This window comes from Streptomyces sp. NPDC057877 (genome assembly GCF_042796855.1).
GTDB lineage: Bacteria > Actinomycetota > Actinomycetes > Streptomycetales > Streptomycetaceae > Streptomyces.
In genome coordinates, this window is sequence record NZ_JBHVMS010000007.1 from 527,561 (window position 1) to 547,999 (window position 20,439).

A 20,439-nucleotide genomic window follows, 5' to 3' on the forward strand; every position below is an offset into this window, starting at 1 on the left:
TCTCCACTCGGGTCAGGCCACGCGGTACTGGTCGTCGCGCGTGTCGGTCAGGAACATCTGCCCCGGTGCGTGGGTGAGGGCGAACGGCGGGCGGGAGGCCGCGAGGGCCGCCTGCGGGGTCACACCGCAGGCCCAGAACACCGGGATGTCGTCCGGTTCGGCGGTCACCGGGTCGCCGAAGTCGGGGCTGGCCAGGTCGTCGATGCCGAGCGACGCCGGATCGCCGCAGTGCACCGGGCCGCCGTGCACCGCCGGGAGCAGACTGCTCTCCCTGATGGCCGCCGCCAGCCGGTCCGGCGGCACCGGGCGCATCGACACCACGAGCGGACCACTCAGCCGCCCCGCCGACCGGCACTGACGGCTTGTCACGTACATCGGGACGTTGCGGCCCTGCTCGACATGGCGGATCGGCACGCCCGCCGCCATGAGCGCCCACTCGAAGGTGAAACTGCACCCCAGCAGGAACGTCACCAGGTCGTCCCGCCAGTACGACAGCACGTCCGTGGGCTCGTCGACCAGTTCCCCGTCCCGCCACACCCGGTAGCGGGGCAGGTCGGTGCGCAGATCAGCGCCGTCCGCGAGGACGGTCGTCCAGGAGCCCGCGTCGGTGACGTCGAGCACCGGGCACGGTTTGGGGTTGCGCTGGCAGAACAGCAGCATGTCGTACGCCCAGTCGGCGGGCACCGACACCAGGTTGACCTGGGTGTGCCCGGCCGCGACACCGGCCGTGGGCCCGGTCAGTCCGGCGCGGAACCGGGCCCGGGCGGCTTCCGGGCTCCACGCGTGCGCGTGCTCCTCGGCCAGCACTACGGGGCCGTCGTCGATGCGGTTCACAGCAGCTCCCTTCCACGGGTCTCCGGCAGTCCGAGCAGCGCCAGCGCGGCGAGACCGTATCCGATCGCGCCGAAGACCAGCGCGCCGCCCACGCCCCAGCTGTCGGCCAGGAAACCGACCGTCGTGGGGAAGACGGCGCCCACCGCGCGTCCGGTGTTGTAGGTGAAGCCCTGTCCCGTGCCGCGCACCGCCGTCGGGTACAGCTCGCTCAGGAACGACCCGAACCCGCTGAAGATGGCCGACATGCAGAAGCCCAGCGGGAAGCCCAGCACCAGCAGCAGGGTGTTGGCTCCGCTCGGGATGTTGGTGTACGCCAGGATGCACACGGCCGACAGCAGCGCGAACAGCCAGATGTTGCGGCGGCGGCCCAGCCGGTCGGTGAGGTAACCGCCCGTCAGATAGCCGAGGAAGGCCCCGGAGATCAGGAACGTCAGATAGCCGCCGGTGCCGACCACCGACAGGCCGCGCTCGGTCTTAAGATACGTCGGCACCCAGGTCGCCAGCGTGTAGTAGCCGCCCTGGACGCCGGTGGAGAGCAGGACCGCGAAGACCGTGGTGCGCAGCAGGCCGGGCTTGAAGATGGCCTTGAAGGAGTCGGCCGCGCTGCCGTTCCCGCGGCTCCTCTCGCGGACGGCGGCGGCCTGCGGCGCGTCGTGCACCCGGCGCCGCATCCACACCACAAGGAGCGCGGGCAGCGCGCCGGTCCAGAACATCACGCGCCAGGCCAGGTCGTCGTCGAGGAAGGAGAACACCAGCGTGTAGACGATCGCGGCGGCGGCCCAGCCCACGGCCCACGAACTCTGGATGGCGCCGAGGGTGCGGCCCCGGTGCTTGGCGCTCGCGTATTCGGCGACCAGGATCGCGCCGACCGCCCACTCGCCGCCGAAACCGAGGCCCTGGAGGGCGCGGAAGACCAGCAGCGTCTCGTAGTTGGGCGCGAAGCCGCAGGCCACGGTGAAGACCGCGTACGTGATCACCGTGATCATCAGTGCCTTGACCCGGCCGATCCGGTCGGCGATGACGCCCGCGAGCGCGCCGCCGACCGCCGAGACGACCAGGGTGACGGTGGTGAACAGGCCCGTCTGGCCGCTGTCCAGGCCGAAGTACGCGGCGAGCGCGACCATGCTCAGCGGGAGCGTGAAGTAGTCGTACGAGTCCAGGGCATAGCCGCCGAACGCACCGGCGAAGGCGCGGCGTCCGCGCGGGCCGAGGGCGCGGAGCCAGCCCAACGGGCCTTCGTCGCCGGTGTGTTCGCGGGTTGCCGGGTGCGGGGCGGTGGCTGGGGCCTGCGGTGGAGGGGTCGTGCTCATGGGCACCTCGCAGTGGGAGGACGGAGGGTGCGTGGACTGAGCCGTGCCGTGCGGTGCCTTGCGGTGCCGTGCCGTGCCTTGCGGTGCCGTGCCGTGCGGTGCCGTGCCGTGCCTTGCCGTGCGGTCCTGCGGTGCCGTGCGGTTCGTAGCAACGTAGAGGATCGTTCAACGATCCTTCAATACCCATGTTGTCTCGTTCTTGTGTCTGCGGTTGAATTCCGGGCATGGCAGAGCAGCTGACGGGACTGGCCGACGACCGGGCCCTCCTCGGGCGCACCAGCACCGCCGAGCGGGTCTCGGACATCCTGCGGAGCCGGATCGCCGAGGGGTTCTTCCCGCCCGGGACCCGGCTGTCGGAGGAGGGCATCGGCGGGGCGCTCGGCGTCTCCCGCAACACCCTGCGTGAGGCGTTCCGGCTGCTCACCCATGAACGGCTGCTCGTCCACGAGCTGAACCGCGGGGTCTTCGTGCGGGTGCTGACCGTCGAGGACGTCGAGGACATCTACCGCACCCGCCGCCTCGTCGAGTGCGCCGTCGTGCGCGGGCTCGGCGAGCCGCCGTACGCGCTGGACGGGCTCGCGTCGGCCGTCGCCCAGGGCGAGCGGGCGGCCCTCGAGGAGGAGTGGGGCGGCGTGAGCACCGCCAACATCCACTTCCACCGGGAACTGGTCGCACTGGCCGGGAGCGCCCGCACGGACGAGCTGATGCGCAGCGTCTTCGCCGAACTCCGGCTCGCCTTCCACGTCGTGGACGACCCACGGCGCCTGCACGAGCCCTACCTCGCCCGCAACCGGCAGATCCTCCAGGCCCTCCAGGCGGGCGACCGGGCCGAGGCCGAGCGGCTGCTCGTCGTCTACCTCGACGACTCGCTGACGGGGATCGTCGAGGTCTACCGCCGCCGGGTGGGCGCGGACGCGGACAGCACCGCCTGAGCCGACGCCCGGCCCCGTCGCGCCGCCGTGACGGTGGTCGCTTCTGCGGCCGTTTGGGTCGTTGTCAGACCGAGGACCTAGTCTGTGCACCGTGACTTCGCCTGCATCGACGGACAGTGTTCCGCCCCAGCTCAGCGCGGGGCCGCGGCCCGCGACGGGCCCGGCCGCCGACGAAGGACTGGCGCGGCGGCTGCGCGCGCTCGCCTGCACCGCGCCGCTGCACGACCTGGACGCCCGCAAGGCGAACCTGGCGGGCGAGTACTCGGTGTACGGCATGGCGGAGGTCGCCCTCGCCGCGATCGACCTCGTCACCCTGAACATGGACTTCGACACGGGTGCCGACCACGACCAGGTCGTCGCCCGGCTCATCCCGCGCATCGCCGCGCAGGCCCCCCGCCGCCCCGTCGCCGAGCACGAGCGCGTGGCCCGCTGGGTGCTGGAGAACCTGATCAACGTCGGCAGCGTCGACCGCGGCTTCCGCGCCGTGTACGGCACTTTCGCACCGGACGGGTCGTATGTCCGCCGGGACTACGACTTCAAGCTGATCGAGGAGGTCCCCGGCCCCGGCGGCAGCGTGTACCTCCGTACGACGGACGAGGCGGTCAACGTCCTCGTCGGCGCCCTCGACACCGACGTCACCAGCGCCCAGATCGCCGCCGAGGTCAAGCTGGAGGTGCTGATCAACCGCGGTCGGCTCGCCGACGCCCAGCTCGCCGCCGAGCAGGCCCGGTACCGCACGGTGCAGTACTCGGAGACGCTGCGCCGCGCCCTGGACGCCACCCGCCGCAACGTCCGCGCGGTGGACTGGCTCAGCGCCGTCCCCGACATGATCACCGAGGCCCTGGACCACGTCGCCGACCGCTACCGCCACGAGAACGCGATCCTCACCAACATCCGCAAGGCCCGCGACGAGTCCGAGGACCCCGAGCACAAGCGCCGCGCGGCCGAGCTGGTCGACATCGTCAAGGACTGCATCCGCAGGCACACCCAGCTCCAGTCCCGGCTGCTGGAGGCGGGCCCCCTGTTCCGCGCCGAACAGGACCGGCAGGCCTTCGCCACCCCGATGACGACCTCCGGCACGGACCTGTACGGCCATCTGCTCGCCCCCACCCTGCCCCTCCCGCTGGAGCGGGCGATCCGCGTCACCGACGCCTTCTTCGGCCGGGGCACCGGACTGCGCACGCCCGTGTCCACGCGGGTCGGCGATCTCGTCGACATACTGCTGACGCCCCCGGTGGAGCGCGAGCACCTGGGCGCCGAGATGCCGGAGCCCGACCTGATCGCCACCCCCGACGACAGCCGCTTCAGCGAGGAGCAGCTGGCGGCGGCGACGGACCTGCTCGACCTGCCCGCCGACGCCCCGCGCCGCCTGTCCGGCCTGCTGGCCGAGGCCCGCCGCCGGGACCCCGAACTGCCCTACCTGGTGGCCCTGCTGGCGGTGCACGCGGCCAGCCCTCCGGTGGGCACCGCCTACCGCCAGGGCGAGCGGAAGCTGCTCTTCGCCGTGGACGACGGCACCGAACTGGACGACCCCGAGTTCGGCGGCGCCGACCTCATCGTGGGCACCGCCCTGCTGGACGCGGCCGGAATGGCGGCCGACCGGACGGAGGCCGCGTGAGCCCACACCCCGGCACCCCTGCCGTCCAGCGACAGCGCACGCACCCACGACCCCGCAGCAAGGAGCCCCAGCCGTGACCGAGCCCGTCGACCGGAGCGAGCAGGAGACCGCCGCCGTGCCGGTGAGCGCCGCCGTCACGCCCGCCGACGCCGCCGACGCGGCGCGGCTCGTCGCCTTCGGACTCCAGCCCAAGCTCCAGCCCGCCCGCGACCAGGAGTACGCGGACCTGCTGCGCCGCTACCGCGAGGACCCGCCGTTCGCCCGGCTCGCCGACGCCGTGGCCACCGGGCTCGGCCTGGTGGTCCTGGAGGTGTCCCCGCGCGCGGGCATGGCCGTGACCGCCGCCGAGGACTCGGTGTTCGCCGTCCGCATGGGCGACTACGCGCGTCGCACCTCCGCCGACTCCGCCGACCGCTTCCTGCACGGCCTCGCCCACCTCGCCGTCGCCGCGATGGCCTTCCCCCGCCCCGAGGACCTCGCCGACGACGGCTACATCGGCCGGGTCACCGTCAACGGCGTCGACGCCTTCGTCCGGCAGGCCTGCCGCCGCCTGGAGGAGCGGGCCGAGGAACAGGGCGACAACACCGACCCGGTGACCGACGCGCCCGGCCTGGAGGCCGCCTGGCGGGTCTGGGTCAGACGCAGCGCGACCGGCGCCACCAAGGACGCCCGCCGCCTCGCGGGCTCCACCACCGGCATCGTCGCCAAGGCCGTCGCCTTCCTCACCGACTCCGGCTTCCTCCAGCGCACCGGCGACGACCACGGCGGCACCTACCGCACCACCGCCCGCTACCAGCTCCAGGTCCGCGACATGGCGGGCAGCGCCGCCCTCGCCGAACTGCTGGAGCTGGGCGTGGTCCCGGTCACCGACGGCACCCCGACCCTGCTGCCCGCCGACGACACCGACGACCTGGAACTGGTCGCCGACGCCGGACTGCCGTTCCACGCCTCCCCCCAGCCCTGACCCCCCGCAGAAGACTTACGAGAGTCCGCCATGTACGAGCTGTCCCGGGTCCGCCTCTACTCCATCGGACCCGCCGGTGCGCGCTACGCCGACACCGTGCTTGACCTGCGCGGTGTCGGCGAGCGGGTGCCCGACCCCGCGCCCACCCAGGCGGAGTTCTTCGAGGACGAGCCGGTCGGCCCGCCGCGCCGCCCCGCCCCCGCGGGCGTGCTCTTCCTGGAGAACGGCGGCGGCAAGTCCGTCCTGCTGAAGCTGATCTTCTCCGTGATGCTGCCCGGCCACCGCAACACCCTCGGCGGCGCCAGCTCCGGCGTGCTGCGCAAGTTCCTGCTCGCCGACGACTGCGGCCATGTGGCGCTGGAGTGGCAGCACGTGCTGACCGGCGAGTGCGTGGTCGTCGGCAAGGTCAGCGAGTGGCGCGGGCGGCAGGTCTCCAACGACCCGCGCAAGTTCGCCGAGGCCTGGTACTCCTTCCGCCCCGGGCCCGGACTGAGCCTGGACAACCTCCCCGTCGCCGAGGCCACCGCCGTACGCCCGTCCGTAGAGGGCCAGTCCGGCGCCCGGGGCCGCCGCCGCACCATGAAGGGCTTCCGGGACGCCCTCACCGAGTCCGGCAAGACCTACCCGCACCTGGAAGTGCACTGGGAGGAGACCCACGAACGCTGGACCGAGCACCTCGGCGAACTCGGCCTCGACCCCGAACTCTTCCGCTACCAGCGGGAGATGAACGCCGACGAGGGCGAGGCGGCCGGTCTGTTCGCGGTGAAGAAGGACGCCGACTTCACCGACCTCCTCCTGCGCGCCGTCACCGACACCCGCGACACCGACGGACTCGCCGACCTCGTCAGCGGCTTCGGGAACAAGCTGGGCCGCCGCGCCGAGCTGATCGCCGAACGGGACTTCACCGCCGGGTCGGTGGACCTGCTCGGCCGGATCGTCGAAGCCGCTGAGGCCCGCGCGCGTGCGCGGGACATCCACGCCGCGGCCGAGCGGCGCACCCGTACGCTCTCCCGGCGGCTGTCGGTGCGCGGCACCCAGGAGCGCGCCCGGGCCACCGACCTCGCCCAGCGCGTGACGGCCGCCGCCTACGCCGTCACGCACGCCGAGTCCGCGCGCGAGCGCAGCGCGCTGATCACCGCCGAACTCGCCTACCGGCACGCCTCCCTGGCGCTCGCCGCCGCCGAGAAGTCCGCCGCCGCACAGAAGCGCGAACTCGCGGACGCGCGCACCCTGCACTCCGCCTGGCAGGCGGCCGAGGCCGTACTGCGCCACCGCGCCGCCGCCGACCGGGTCGCGCGGGTCGCCGCCGCGATCCAGGAGGCCGAGCGGGACGCCGCCCCCGCGCTGGCCGCCCGCACCAAGGCCGCCGTCGACCTCGTACGAGCCCTGCACGCGGCTGCGGAGAGCGCCGAGCACCTCGCCAACGAGGAGGAGGAGCGGTCCGGGGCGCTCCAGGAGGTCAGCGACTCGGCCTACCGGGACTCCACCGCCGCCGCCACCGAGGCACAGCGGGCCCGCAGCGAGGCCGAGCACCTGCGGCAGCGGCTCAGCGAGGTCGAGCAGGAGACCGCCGAGGCCGTCCGCGCGGGCTGGCTCGACGACAGCGCGCCCGACGCCGACCCGGCCCGCGCCGCGCTCGCCGCCAGCGACGCCGAGAAGACGGCCGTCGCCGCCTGGGACACCGCCCGCGAGGCCTCCCGCCGGGCCGCCGAGCACGCGCGCGAGGCGGCGTCCGCCGAGACCCGCGCGGAACTGACCGCCGCCCGCGCGGCCGACGCCGCACTCGCCGCCGACCGCGCCTACGACGGCGAGCGCCGCACCGCCGAGGCCCTCGCGGCCGAGACCCGGCTCGCGGAGCTGCTGAGCCTGCCGGGCACGGGCACGGGCGCGGGCGCGGGCACGGGCACGGGCGCGGGCGCGGGCACGGGCACGGGCACCACCACCGCACGCCCCGGCGTCCCGGCGCCCCGCGTCGCCGGTGACACCGGAGCCACGGCCGCCGACACCCCCCTCACCCCCGAGGAACTCGACCGCTTCGCCGACGAGTTGCGCACCCTCCTCGACGACGCCGTCTCCTCCGCCGAACGCCAGCTGTTCGAGCTGCGCACCGCCGCCGCCGACGACGCCCGCATCCTCGGCGCCCTCGGCGACGGCGGACTGCTGCCGCCGGGACCGGACGTCCTCGCCACCGTCGAGTACCTCGGCGAGCACGGCATCCCCGCCCTGCCCGGCTGGCGCTATCTCGCCCAGGCCGTCGACCCCGCCGACCACGCGCGCGTGCTGGCCGCCCGCCCCGAACTGGTCGACGGCGTGATCATCACCGACCCGGCCTCGCACGCCCGAGCCCGCGAGGCGCTCGCCGAGGCCGCGCTGCTGCCCCGGTCCGCCGTGGCCGTCGGCACGGCCGCCGCCCTGCTCGCCCCCACCCCGGCGTCCGGCACGGACGACGGCGCCCCCAGCGTGTTCCTCGTCCCGCCGAACCCGGCCATGCACGACGAGCACGCCGCCGACGAGGAGCGGCAGGCGCTGCGCGCCCGGGCGACCGAGCGCGACGAGGAGATCCGGGCGCTCGCGGCCCGGCTCGGCAAGGACCGGGAGCTGGCCGCGCGGCTCGCCTCCTGGCGCACCGGCTGCCCGGCCGGACGCCTCGTCGAGCTGGCCGAAACCGCCCGGGAGGCGCGCGCCTTCGCCGAGGAGACGGAGGCCGAGCTGGCCGAGGCGCGCACCGTGCGGGCGGAGGCCGAGGAGGCCGCCGCCGAGGCCGCCCAGGCGCGCGACGAGCGGCAGGAGGCCGCGCAGAAGGCGCGCCGCGCCGCCGACGCCCTCGCCGGACTCGCCTTCCGGCTGCGCGAACGCGCCGGATGGCAGGCCCGGCTGCGTGAACTCGCCGACGAGGCCGCCGAGTCCGAGGCCCGCGCCCAGGTATGCCTCGACCGCGCCCGCGCCGCCGACGAGGACCGCCGCGCCGCCCAGCGCGCCGCCGACGACACCCGCCGCACCGCCCGCGCGCTGCGCGCCGAGCGCGCCGAGATCGCGGGCGCCCCCGACGACGTACCCGAGGACGGTGCGGACGGGCCGAAGTCGTCGCTGCCCGCCCTGCGCGAGGCCTACCGCGCCGCCTCCCAGGTGTACGAGAAGGTCGGCGTGGGGGCCGATCTGCGGGCCGAGCAGGCCCGCGCGGAGAGCGACGAGAGCGCCGCCCGCACCGAGCTGGACCGGCTCAGCAACAAGGTGCGCACCCGCGCGGAGCAGCTGCTCCAGTCGCCGGACGGCTCCGACGGGCCGTCCCGGCAGGCCGCCGCCGCCCGCGCCGAGGAGTTGGTGCAGCTCCTGGAGACCCGGATGTCCACCGCGTCCGAGCAGCTCGGACGGCTGCGCGGCGAGGCCGAACGGCACGCGCCCGAGGAGGGGGACGCCCACACCGACCTCCCCGAGGAACTGCTCCCGCGCGACGCCGAGCACGCCCAGGCGCTGCTGCGCACGGCCACCGCCGAACTCGCCGCGCGCACCGAGGCGCTGACCCAGTCCCGTGACGCCCACGCGGAACTGCTCGCCGCGCACCGCGCCGCCGAGGACGCGGCCGGGGGCTTCGACGAGATCGCCGCGCTCCTGCGCGACCTGCTGCGCGAGCACACCCCCGACGACGACCAGGAACAGCCCGAGCCCTACCCCGGCACCCTGGAGGACGCCCGGCAGTCCGCCGCCGAGACCCGCCGCTCCCTGCGCGGCTGCGCCGCCGACCTGTCCGCCGCCGAGACCGCCGTCCGCGAGGCCAGCGACATCCTCGTCCGGCACGCCAACTCCACCCGCTACGAACAGGTCCGCACCCCCGCCCGCCAGCAGATCCGCGAACTGCCCGCCGCCGCGCTGCCCGAGCACGCGCAGAAGTGGGCCGACGCCTTCGCGCCCCGGCTGCGCGTCCTCACCGACGAACTCGCGCAGTTGGAACGCAACCGCGACTCGATCGTGGACCGGCTGCGCGGACTCGTCGAATCCGCCCTCGCGACCCTCCGGTCCGCCCAGCGGCTGTCCCGGCTGCCCGAGGGCCTCGGCGAGTGGTCGGGGCAGGAGTTCCTGCGCATCCGCTTCGAGGAACCCGACCAGGCCACCCTCACCGAACGCCTCGGCGAGGTCATCGACGACGCCACCCGCGCCGCCGTGAAGAAGAACTCCGACCTGCGTCGCGACGGCATGTCGCTGCTGCTGCGCGGGGTCGCCGCCGCCCTCCAGCCCAAGGGCGTCGCCGTGGAGATCCTCAAGCCCGACGCCGTGCTGCGCGCCGAGCGGGTGCCCGTCGGGCAGATGGGCGACGTGTTCTCCGGCGGCCAGCTCCTGACCGCCGCCATCGCCCTGTACTGCACGATGGCGGCGCTCAGGAGCAACGACCGGGGCCGCGACAAGCACCGCCACGCGGGCACGCTGTTCCTGGACAACCCCATCGGCCGCGCCAACGCGACCTATCTTCTGGAACTCCAGCGCGCGGTGTCCGACGCGCTCGGCGTGCAGCTCCTGTACACCACCGGCCTGTTCGACACCACCGCGCTCGCCGAGTTCCCGCTGGTGATCCGGCTGCGCAACGACGCAGACCTGCGCGCCGGGCTGAAGTACATCAGCGTCGAGGAGCACCTCCGGCCGGGGCTGCCACAGCCCGCCCCGGCCGGGGAGGGGGAGGCGGTGCACAGCGAGATCACCGCCACCCGGATGTTCAAGCGGCCCGCCCCCCAAGGAGGCTGACCTCAGGCGGCCCGCCCCCCAAGGAGGCTGGCCTCAGGCGGCCCGCCCCCCAAGGAGGCTGGCCTCAGGCGGCCCGCCCCTCAAGGAGGCTGGCCTCAGGCGGCCCGCCCCCCAAGGAGGCTGGCCTCAGGCGGCCCGCCCCAGGAGGTCAGGCGAACCAGCCCTGCGGCGCGGGGCTGGTGTTGCGCCAGACGTGCTTGGTCTCCTGGTACTCCGCGAGCCCGGCGGGCCCCAGCTCCCGCCCGGTTCCGGACTGCTTGAAACCGCCCCACTCGGCCTGCGGGACGTAGGGGTGGTAGTCGTTGATCCATACGGTGCCCAGCCGCAGCCGGGCCGCCACGCGCGCGGCACGCGCCTCGTCACGGGTCCACACGGCGCCCGCGAGACCGTAGATCGTGTCGTTCGCGAGCCGCACGGCCTCGTCCTCGCCGCTGAACCGCTCCACGGTGAGGACCGGCCCGAAGGACTCCTCCCGCACCACGGACATCGAGGCGTCGCAGTCGTCGAGCACGGTCGGCAGGTAGTAGAACCCCTCGTCGAGCCCCTCCGGTCGCGCGCCCCCGCACCGCAGCACCGCGCCGTCCTCGACGCCCCGCGCGACATACGCCTCGACCTTGGCGAGATGCGCGGCGGAGATCAGCGGCCCGGTCTGCGCCCGCTCGTCGAACGGCCCGCCGACCCGGATCAGCCGCGCCCGCCGCACCACCTCGGTCACGAACCGTTCGTGCAGCGCGTCCTCGACCAGCAGCCGCGCCCCCGCCGAGCAGACCTGCCCCGAGTGCAGGAACACCGCGGTCAGCGCCATGTCGACGGCCGCCTCGAAGTCGGCGTCGGCGAAGACGACGTTGGGGTTCTTGCCGCCGAGTTCCAGCGCCACCTTCTTCACCGTCCCGGCCGCGGCGGCCATCAGACGGCGGCCGGTGTGCAGGCCCCCGGTGAACGACACCAGGTCCACGTCCGGGTGCTCGCCCAGCGGAGCGCCTGCCTCGGGCCCGGCGCCGAGGATCAGGTTGCCGACACCCGGCGGCAGACCGGCCTCCTCCAGGAGACGCATGAGGTGGATCGCGGTGTGCGGGGTCAGCTCGCTCGGCTTCAGCACGAAGGTGTTGCCCGCGGCGAGCGCCGGGGCGACCTTCCAAGCCGTCTGGAGCAGGGGGTAGTTCCAGGGGGTGATCAGGGCGCATACCCCGACCGGCTCGTACACCACGCGGCTGTCGGCGTTCTGCGTGCCCGTGTCGACGACCCGGCCGGTCTGGGTGCCGATCAGCCGTCCGAAGTAGCGGAAGCAGGCGGCCACGTCGTCGATGTCGTACGCGCTCTCCACCAGCCGCTTGCCGGTGTCGAGGGACTCGGCGCGGGCCAGCGCGGCCTTGTCGCGCTCCAGCAGACCGGCCACCCGCAGCAGCAGGTCGCCGCGTTCGGCGGCGGGCGTGTGCGGCCAGGGGCCCCCGTCGAACGCGCGCCGGGCGGCGGCGATCGCGTCGGCGGTGTCCGCGCCGCCCGCCTCGTCGACCACCGCGACGAGGGTGCCGTCGGCGGGACAGCGGATCTCACGGGTCCGCTTGTCGCGCGGGGCGGCCCAGGTACCGCCGATGAACAGGTCCGGCATTGCGTGCCTTTCTCAGGTACTCGGTCCGAAGGGCCGTCCGGGCGCGGGTGGTTCACACCGGCGCCCGGACGGCCCTCAGGGGGTTCTCGCTACGGCAGCCAGGCCTTGACCACGTCGGGGTTGGCCTCGACCCACTTCTTCGCCGCCGCGTCGGCGCTCATCTTCTCGTCAGCGATCATCGCGGCGACCTCGTTCTGCTGGTCCGCGGTCCATTGGAAGTTCTTCAGGAACGTCGCCGCGTCCCCGCCGTCCTTGGCGAAGTCGGCGTTGAAGTACTTCTGCAGCGGGGTGTTGGCGTAGCCGCAGGCGACCTTCTCCGGGTCGGCGTCGCAGCCCTCCTTGTACTCGGGCAGCTTCACCTCGACCAGCTCCATCTGGGCGTTGAGCCACTGCGGTGTCCACCAGTAGCCGATGAACGGCTTCTTGGCGGCGTAGTTCTCCTTCATCTGGGTGATCTGCGCGGCTTCGGAGCCCGCGTAGACGGTCTTGAAGTCCAGCTTCAGGTTCTTGATGATCGCGTCGTCGTTCGTGGTGTACGACGGCGAGCCCTCGAGCAGCTGGCCCTTGTCGCCGCTCTCCGCGGTCTTGAAGAGGTCCGCGTACTTGTTGAGGTTCTTCCAGTCGGCGATGTCCGGGTGCTCGTCGACCAGGTACTTCGGCACGAACCAGCCGATGTGCCCGGTGACACCGAGGTCGCCGCCCGCGACGACGGTCTTCTTCTTCTCGACGTACTGCTCGATCTTCTTCGGCGCGCCGCCCCAGTCCTCCAGGACGGCGTCGACCTTGCCGCTGTTGAGGCCGTCGATGGCCACCGACTCGTCGAGCTGGGTCGTCTTGACCTTGACGTCCAGCTCCTCCTCCATCACGTACTTGGCGACCGCGGCGTTGGCCTCGGCACCGACCCAGGACGGTACGGCGATGGTGACCTCGTCGGAGTCGCCGGAGGAGGACGTGTCGGCGGCACCGCAGGCGCTGAGCGCGGTGAGGGCGAAGGCGGCGGTGACGGCGGCGGCGGCGCGGCGGGTACGGGTTCTGTTCATCATGGAGGCGGTGTCTCTCGTTTCTCTTTGGATCTTCGAATGCGGCGTGGCGCGGAAAAGCGGGGTCAGCGGGTGGACAGCCGGTCGTCCGTACGGCGCTGGGTGGCCCGGTCGAGTACGAGGCCCAGCAGGACGATGGCGACGCCCGCGGTCAGGCCGACGCCGAGTTCGCTCTTCTGCAGCCCGTAGACGACGTCGTAACCGAGTGCGCCGGAGCCGACGAACCCGCCGACGATGACCATGGCGAGCACCAGCACCACGCCCTGGTTGAGCGCGAGCATCAGCGCGGGGCGGGCCAGCGGGAGCTGCACCTGGCGGATCTGCTGCCAGGTCCCGGCGCCCAGGGAGCGGGCCGCCTCCAGCGCGGCGGCGTCGACCGAGCGCAGGCCCTGCACGGTGATGCGGACCACCGCGGGCAGCGCGTAGAGGACGGCCGCGGCGACGGCGGCGGCGCGGCCCACGTTGAACAGGGCGACCACCGGGATCAGGTAGATGAACTGCGGCAGCGTCTGCATGGTGTCCAGGACCGGACGCAAGAGGCGCTCAAGGAGCGGCATCCGGGCGGCGGCCACCCCGATCACGAACCCGGCCAGCAGCGTGAGGACCACGGCCGCGAGGGCCTGCGAAAGGGTGTCGAGGGAGTGCTCCCAGACGCCGGTCACGCCGACCGCCGCCATCGCCACGGCCGCGGTGCCCATGGCGCCCCAGCCGCCCGCGAGCAGCGCGAAGGCCGCGGCGAGCAGGACCAGCAGCCACCACGGCGTGGCCGTCAGACCGTCCCGCAGCGGGTTGAGGATTCCGGTGGTGAAGCCGTCCGCCCAGGTGCGGGTGCCGCCCAGCACGGGCACGCCCTCGGCCAGGTTCCTGGTGAACCAGGCGACGGCGTCGTTGACCGGCTCCGCGATGTCCACGGTCCAGTCGTCCGACCACTCGCCCGGCGTCGCGGCCTTGCCGACGGCGAGCAGGGCGGCGAACGCGCCCGCCACCGCCGTCCAGGCCCGCCAGCCGTGCAGCCAGGCGGCGCCGGTGGGCCCGCCGTCGCCGAGGCGGTCGCCCGCTGCGGCGGTGGTGCGGTCCAGCCAGATCGCCAGCAGCACGATCGGGACGCCCGCGGCGAGCGCCGCGCCGACGTCGACCGTGGACAGCGCGCGGAAGACCTCCTCGCCGAGGCCGCCCGCCCCGATGACGGAGGCGATGGTGACCATGGACAGCGCCATCATGATGGTCTGGTTGAGGCCCAGCAGGATCTCCTTGCGGGCCAGCGGCAGCCGCGCCGTCAGCAGCCGCTGCACGGGCGTGGCCCCGAGGGCCGCGGAGGCCTCCATCACGGCCGGGTCGGCGCCGCGCAGCCCGAGCGAGGTGAGCCGTGCCATCGGCGGGGCGGCGTAGATCACGGTGGCGATCAGCGCGGAGGGCACACCGATGTCGAAGACCAGCACCAGCGGCAGCAGGTACGCGAACGCGGGCATGATCTGCATGGTGTCGAGCACCGGGCGCAGCAGCCGCTCGAACCGGTCCGACAGCCCCGCGCCGAGCCCGAGCAGCCCACCGGCCAGGGCGGAGACGAGGACGGCGACCGCCATGAGCGCGAGCGTCTCCATGGTGGCTTCCCACATGCCCAGCAGCCCGCACACCACGAAGGTGCCGAGCGCGGTGGCCGCCGTGCGCAGCCCGCGCCGCCCCAGGCCGCCGATCCGCCAGGCCAGCAGCACCGCCGCTGCGGTCACCGCGAACCAGCCGAGGTTCAGCAGGAGGTCGGTGACCCAGTCCACCGAATCCTCGGCCCAGTTGCTCAGATGCAGCAGGAAGTAGAGGAAGACCGGGCTGGTGTCGCGGTTGTCGAGGACCCAGTTGTACGCGTCGTCGAGCGGGCCCTGGACATCCACGGTGAGGTCGCCGGGCCAGGCCCCGCTGCCCCACATCACCGCCGCGAACGGCACCAGCACCACGGCGGCGGCGATCAGCGCGACCAGCCGCCGGGTGGACGGCCGCGCGACCGACAGACGGCGCAGCAGGAACGTACGCGTGGCGACGCGCTGGGCACCGCCCGGCGGGGAACCGGTCTTCTCCGAGGGGGCCTGTTGTTCGGGTATGAGCGTGCTCATCGTCAGCTCACCGCCGCCCCACGCGGACCGATGCCCGCGACGACGGCCAGCAGGTTCTCGTGGTCGACGACACCCACGCAGTCGCCGTCGTCCACCACGCACACGGCCCCGCCGGTGCGGGCGACGGCCTCGATGGCGGTGCTGACGACCGCGTCCGGGGCCAGGGCACCGGGATGTTCCGGGCCGTCACAGGCCCCGGCGCGCATGGCGGAGCGCACGGTGATGACCTGCTCGCGCGCGACGTCGCGGACGAAGTCGCGCACATAGTCGTCGGCGGGCTGCGCGACGATCTCCTCGGGCGTGCCCAACTGGACGATCCCGCCGTCCCGCATCAGCGCGATCCGGTCGCCCAGCTTCAGCGCCTCGCTCAGGTCGTGGGTGATGAAGACCATCGTGCGGCCCTCCTCGCGGTGCAGCCGGATGACCTCCTCCTGCATGTCACGCCGGATCAGCGGGTCGAGCGCGCTGAACGGTTCGTCGAACAGCAGCACCTCGGGATCGACCGCCAGGGCCCGGGCGAGCCCGACACGCTGCTGCTGACCACCGGACAACTGGCTCGGCCTGCGGTGCTCCATGCCCTCCAGACCGACCTTCGCGATGACCTTCATGGCCTGCGCCCGGCGCTCCAGCTTGCCGACGCCCTGGATCTCCAGGCCGTACGCGACGTTGTCGAGGACCGTGCGGTGCGGCAGCAGACCGAAGTGCTGGAACACCATCGAGGCGCGGTGGCGGCGCAGTTCCCGCAGCCGTGCCTTGTCCATCGCCAGCACGTCCTCGCCGTCGATCTCCAACTCCCCGGAGGTGGGCTCGATCAGCCGGGTCAGACAGCGCACCAGGGTGGACTTGCCGGAGCCGGACAGGCCCATGACGACGAAGACCTCGCCCTTGCGCACGTCGAAGGACACGTCCCGCACGGCGACCGTGCAGCCCGTCTCGCGGCGCAGTTCCTCGGTGGAGAGCGCGGCGAGTTCCGCGTTGCCGGGGATCCGCTCCGCCTTCGGTCCGAAGACCTTCCACAGGCCGCGCACGGAGAACACCGGCGGCACGGCGCCGGAGTCGTCCGCGGGCTCCCGCGCGGGTTGCTTGGACAGGGTGGTGGTCATCAGGCATCGACTCCCGGGTTCGTCGGCCGAGTGAGCAGGTCGGCGCACTTCTCGCCGACCATGAGGACCCCGATCATCGGGTTGACGGCGGGGATGGTGGGGAAGACGGAGGCGTCGGCGATCCGCACCCCGCGCAGCCCGTGCACGCGCAGGTCGGGGCCGACGACGGCCGCCGGATCGCCGGGAGCGCCGATCCGGCAGGTACCGGCAGGGTGGTAGACGGTGTGCGCCACCTTGCGGGCGTACTCGCTCAGCTCCTCGTCGCCGGTGACGTCCGGGCCGGGGCAGACCTCGCGCTTCAGCCAGCCCGCCAGCGGTTCGGTCCGCGCTATCTCACGGGCGATGCGGATGCCGTCGACGAGGGTACGGCCGTCATGGTCGTCCTCGTCCGTGAAGTACCGGAAGTCCAGCGCCGGTTTGGCGTCCGGGTCGGCGCTGGTGAGGTAGAGACGGCCGCGGCTGCGGGGCTTGGGGATGTTGGGGGTCATCGAGACGCCGTGGGGCGGCTTCTCGTAGCCGATCCGCTCCGGGTTGTCGGTGAACGGGATCTGGTAGAAGTGGAACATCAGGTCCGGGCCGGACGACGCGGGGTCCCGGCGGACGAACAGCCCGGCGTCGGAGTCCATCGCGGAGTTCTCCGGGATGGGGCCGTGGGTCTCCCAGACGATCACCGACTCGGGGTGGTCGAGCAGGTTCTCGCCGACGCCCGGCAGGTCGTGCGCGGCGGGGATGCCGAGCGCGGCCAGGTCGTCCTTGGGTCCGATGCCGGACAGGAGCAGCAGCCGGGGGGTGTCCACGGCGCCCGCGCACAGGATGACCTCACGGGCCGCGCGGACGGTCCGCTCCGCCCCGTCGGCGCCGCGCACCCGCACGCCCGTGACCCGCTCGCCGTCCAGCTCCAGCCGGTACGCCCAGGTCTCCAGCAGGATCGTCAGGTTCGGCCGGTCGTCCATCACGGGGTGCAGATACGCCACCGAGGCCGACGAGCGCTTGTTGTCCTCGGGGTGGTACGCGAGGTCGAAGAAGCCCACTCCCTCGGTGAACGGCTTCCGGTTGAAGCCCTCCACGCGCGGCACGCCGGTGGCCCGTTGGGCGGCGTCGACGAAGTCCCGGGCGATGGCGTTCCGGTCCTTCTCGTCCACCGGGACGATGTGGTTCAGCAGCCGGTCGTAGTACGGGTCCATGGCCGCCGCGTCCCACCCCTCGGCGCCCGCCTCGACCCACTCCGCCCAGTCGGAGGGCAGCGGCTTGAAGCTGATCAGGGTGTTGTGGGAGGAGCAGCCGCCGAGGACCCGGGCGCGGCTGTGCCGGATGTGGCTGTTGCCGCGCGGCTGTTCGGTCGTCGGGTAGTCGTAGTCGAGTTCGCCGCCGAGCAGCCCCAGCCAGCGGCGCAGCGTCAGCACCTCGGGCCGGTCCACGTCGGACGGGCCGCCCTCGATCACGGCCACGCTCACGCCGGGGTCCTCGGTCAGCCGCGCCGCGACGACCGATCCCGCCGTGCCGCCGCCGACCACTACGTAGTCGTACGTCTCCCGCTTCCCGTGGTCATACGTCTCCTGCTCGTCCTGCTCGGGCATGAGGTCTCTGCTCCTTGTCGTGCGTGCCGGATGCCTTCCCGGCCCACCCATGACCGGTCAGGTTGTTGACTGGACATGGGGCGGGGCACCTGCCCTGATGTCATGAACTCATTCGAGAACATGTGCAGATGTGATGTGCATCACATCGACGGGTCGTCTATGGGCCCGAGTTGACGCAGCAGCCACGCGTGGAAGGCGCCGATGTGGTGCTCGCTGGGCACCAGCACCCCGCCGTCGCGGTACGCACGCGACGCCATCGCGGGCTGGGTCCGCTCGCAGGCGTCGAAGTCCTGCCTGTTCACCCGGTGGAACAGCTCCACCGACCTCGACACGTCCGCCCCCGACGCCACCACCTCCGGCGCGTACAGCCAGTCGCACTCCACGACCGTGCGGTCCGCGGCGAGCGGGAACATCCGGTGCAGGATCACGTGATCGGGTACGAGGTTCACGAACACCGTCGGCTTCACGGTGATGGCGTAGTAGCGCCGGTCCTGCTCCTCCGTCAGCTCCGGCAGCGTGCCGAAGCCCGCGCTGCCGTCCACCGTGAAGCCCTCGACCCCGGAGCCGAACGCGGCGCCGTGGCCGACGTAGTACTGGGCCGCGTAGCCGTCGGCGAACTCCGGCAGCACCTCGGTGAGTTCGGGGTGGATCGTCGCGCAGTGGTAGCACTCCATGAAGTTCTCGACGATCAGCTTCCAGTTGGCCCGTACGTCGTAGCGGACCCGTTCGCCGAGGGCGAGGCGCTCGGTGCCGTAGTGCTCGATCGCGGCCGGGTCGCCGAGCCGTTCGACGGCGGCGCCGACGACCGTCTCCTCGAAGGACGGCGGCTCGTCGGCCAGACACACCCAGGCGTAACCGAGCCACTCGCGCAGGGCGACCCTGACCAGGCCGTACTCGACGCGGTCGACGTCCGGCATCCCAACCAGGTTGGGCGCCGCGATCAGCCTGCCGTCCAGGTCGTACGTCCACGCGTGGTACGGGCATTGCAGGGTGCGGCGCACCTCGCCGGACTCCTCCAGGCACAGCCGCGCCCCGCGGTGACGGCAGACGTTGAGGAAGGCGCGCAGCTCCCCGGTGCGGGCACGGGTGACGAGGACGTTCTCGCGGCCGACCTGGACGGTGCGGAAGGCGCCCGGCCGGTCGAGGTCGGCGCCACGGACGGCGCAGAACCACATCGCCTCGAAGACGCGTTCCTGTTCCCGCCGGAAGATCTCCGGGTCGGTGTAGTGGCGGCCCGGCAGGGTCGCCCTCAGGCTCGGGGGAAGCGGGTCGCGGCCCGGAGGGACGGGTGCGGGCGTCCCGGGGAGGGGGGTCGTGGTCACGGTCGGGCTCCTCAGGCGGACGCGGCGGTGAGACGGGTCGGGGCGAACAGGTCGATCGGGTGGGCGGTGGCGCCGGTCAGCGCCAGATCGGCGAGGATCTCCCCGACGACGGGCACGAACTTGAAGCCGTGCCCGGAGAAACCGCAGGCCACGGTCACGGAGTCGGGGTGCGCGGGGTGCCGGGCGATCACGAAGTGCTCGTCGGGGGTGGTGGAGTACATGCAGGTGGCGGCCTTCAGGAAGGTGCCGGGCAACTCCGGGAGACAGCCGGACAGGTGCTCGGCCATGACCCGGACCTCGTCCTCGTGCACGGTCCGGTCGATGGTCTCCGGGGTGGTGACGGAGCCCTTGCGGAAGAAGGCGACCTTCGCGCCCTGGACCGGCCCGTCGATGGCCGGAAACCCGTACACCTGGACCCCGGCCGGGTCCTCCCAGATGTAGACCGGGTGCCGGTCGGGGCGGAACCGCTCGACGCCGTGCCGCGGCTGGAACCAGTACATGACCTGCCGCTCGATCGTGCACGGCACCCCTAGATCACCGAGCAGCCGCGGCGCCCACGCCCCCGGGCAGATCACCAACTGCCCCGCGGTGTAGGTGTTCTCGGCGGTGTGCACGCGCACGCCGTCCCGGTACGGCTCCCAGCGCGTCACCGGTTCCTCGAAGTGCAGGTCGGCGCCCTGGCCGGTGGCGAGCTGGAGGTGCGCGGCGACGGTGTTCTCGGGGCGCAGCAGGCCCGCCTTGCGCTCGTACAGCGCCACTTCGCCGTCGTCCGGCGTCAGGGTCGGGAAACGGCGGCGGATCTCGCGCGCGTCGAGCATCTCGTGCGGCAGGTCCCACTCGGTGGCCGAGCGCAGCGAACCGGAGACGGTCCGCGAGTCGGGTCGGCCGACCATCACGCCGCCGCTGAGCACCGCGATCTCCCGGCCCGTGGCCCGCTCCAGCTCCCCGTACAGCTCGTAGGCGCGCAGCAGGAGGGGCACGTACGCCGGGTCCTCGAAGTACGACTGCCGGGTGATCCGTGAACCGCCGTGGCTGGAGCCGCGGTCGTGCACCGGGCCGAACTTCTCCAGGCCGAGGACGCGTGCGCCGCGGGCCGACAGGTGGTGGGCGGCGGCGCTGCCCATGCCGCCGAGGCCGATGACGATGACGTCGTGGGTGGGGGACATGGGGGACATGGGGGGCATGGGGGGCTCCTGGGGTGGGCGGCGCCCCGAAGGGGCGCGGGGAACCGCGCGACCGGCCACGACGGTGTGGCAGACGATCGACGGCATGACACGGCTCTGTCAGCGGA

General features: G+C 73.2%; 13 protein-coding genes. 4 read left to right on the forward strand and 9 right to left on the reverse strand.

The genetic code is table 11. The annotated features are described in order from the left end of the window. Positions 1 to 12 precede the first annotated feature (12 nt). Together ACFVQG_RS23975 and ACFVQG_RS23980 are read right to left on the reverse strand one after the other, a co-directional pair. Positions 13 to 834 carry a putative hydro-lyase gene (locus ACFVQG_RS23975; RefSeq protein ID WP_383386929.1) on the reverse strand — a complete coding sequence of 274 codons (822 nt, stop codon included), beginning with the start codon at positions 832 to 834 and terminating at the stop codon, positions 13 to 15. Further along, a complete protein-coding gene (locus tag ACFVQG_RS23980) occupies positions 831 to 2,144 on the reverse strand; it encodes an MFS transporter (RefSeq protein WP_383386932.1) in 1,314 nt (437 codons plus the stop codon). The genes ACFVQG_RS23975 and ACFVQG_RS23980 overlap by 4 nt, the downstream gene beginning before the upstream one ends. A gap of 224 nt (positions 2,145 to 2,368) precedes the next feature. On the opposite strand from ACFVQG_RS23980, the gene ACFVQG_RS23985 reads away from it, so the two are divergent. From ACFVQG_RS23985 to ACFVQG_RS24000, 4 genes are all read left to right on the forward strand, one after another. Then, on the forward strand, positions 2,369 to 3,076 hold the full coding sequence (locus ACFVQG_RS23985) for a GntR family transcriptional regulator (RefSeq protein ID WP_383386935.1): 708 nt from the start codon (positions 2,369 to 2,371) through the stop codon (positions 3,074 to 3,076). Between the two features lie 91 nt (positions 3,077 to 3,167). Continuing rightward, positions 3,168 to 4,694 (forward strand): hypothetical protein, encoded by a 1,527-nt coding sequence (locus tag ACFVQG_RS23990; RefSeq protein ID WP_383386937.1) that lies wholly within the window; start codon positions 3,168 to 3,170, stop codon positions 4,692 to 4,694. Positions 4,695 to 4,767: 73 nt separating this feature from the next. After that, complete coding sequence (locus ACFVQG_RS23995; protein WP_383386940.1) at positions 4,768 to 5,658, forward strand: hypothetical protein; 891 nt, start codon at positions 4,768 to 4,770, stop codon at positions 5,656 to 5,658. 30 nt (positions 5,659 to 5,688) lie between these two features. Further along, a complete protein-coding gene (locus ACFVQG_RS24000; RefSeq protein ID WP_383386943.1) occupies positions 5,689 to 10,392 on the forward strand; it encodes a hypothetical protein in 4,704 nt (1,567 codons plus the stop codon). Between the two features lie 148 nt (positions 10,393 to 10,540). On the opposite strand, the gene ACFVQG_RS24005 is transcribed toward ACFVQG_RS24000, so the two are convergent. The 7 genes from ACFVQG_RS24005 to solA all read right to left on the reverse strand — a co-directional run bounded on the left by ACFVQG_RS24005 (position 10,541) and on the right by solA (position 20,314). Next, entirely contained in the window at positions 10,541 to 12,001 is a 1,461-nt protein-coding gene (locus ACFVQG_RS24005; protein ID WP_383386946.1) for an aldehyde dehydrogenase family protein, read from the reverse strand. An 89-nt stretch (positions 12,002 to 12,090) separates the two neighbouring features. After that, entirely contained in the window at positions 12,091 to 13,041 is a 951-nt protein-coding gene (locus ACFVQG_RS24010) for an ABC transporter substrate-binding protein (RefSeq protein ID WP_383387091.1), read from the reverse strand. A gap of 65 nt (positions 13,042 to 13,106) precedes the next feature. After that, positions 13,107 to 15,146, reverse strand: a complete 2,040-nt coding sequence (locus tag ACFVQG_RS24015) for an ABC transporter permease (RefSeq protein WP_383386949.1) — start codon at positions 15,144 to 15,146, stop codon at positions 13,107 to 13,109. 2 nt (positions 15,147 to 15,148) lie between these two features. Beyond that, positions 15,149 to 16,249 (reverse strand): glycine betaine/L-proline ABC transporter ATP-binding protein, encoded by a 1,101-nt coding sequence (locus ACFVQG_RS24020; RefSeq protein WP_383386952.1) that lies wholly within the window; start codon positions 16,247 to 16,249, stop codon positions 15,149 to 15,151. Then, positions 16,249 to 17,826: a GMC family oxidoreductase gene (locus ACFVQG_RS24025; protein WP_383386955.1), complete on the reverse strand. Its 1,578-nt coding sequence runs from the start codon at positions 17,824 to 17,826 to the stop codon at positions 16,249 to 16,251. Before ACFVQG_RS24025 ends, ACFVQG_RS24020 begins: the two co-directional genes overlap by 1 nt. Before the next feature lie 140 nt (positions 17,827 to 17,966). Continuing rightward, positions 17,967 to 19,148, reverse strand: coding sequence for an aromatic ring-hydroxylating dioxygenase subunit alpha (locus tag ACFVQG_RS24030; protein WP_383386958.1), 1,182 nt, complete (start codon positions 19,146 to 19,148; stop codon positions 17,967 to 17,969). Positions 19,149 to 19,159: 11 nt separating this feature from the next. Continuing rightward, positions 19,160 to 20,314 carry an N-methyl-L-tryptophan oxidase gene (gene solA, locus ACFVQG_RS24035; protein ID WP_383387094.1) on the reverse strand — a complete coding sequence of 385 codons (1,155 nt, stop codon included), beginning with the start codon at positions 20,312 to 20,314 and terminating at the stop codon, positions 19,160 to 19,162. Positions 20,315 to 20,439: the final 125 nt, after the last annotated feature.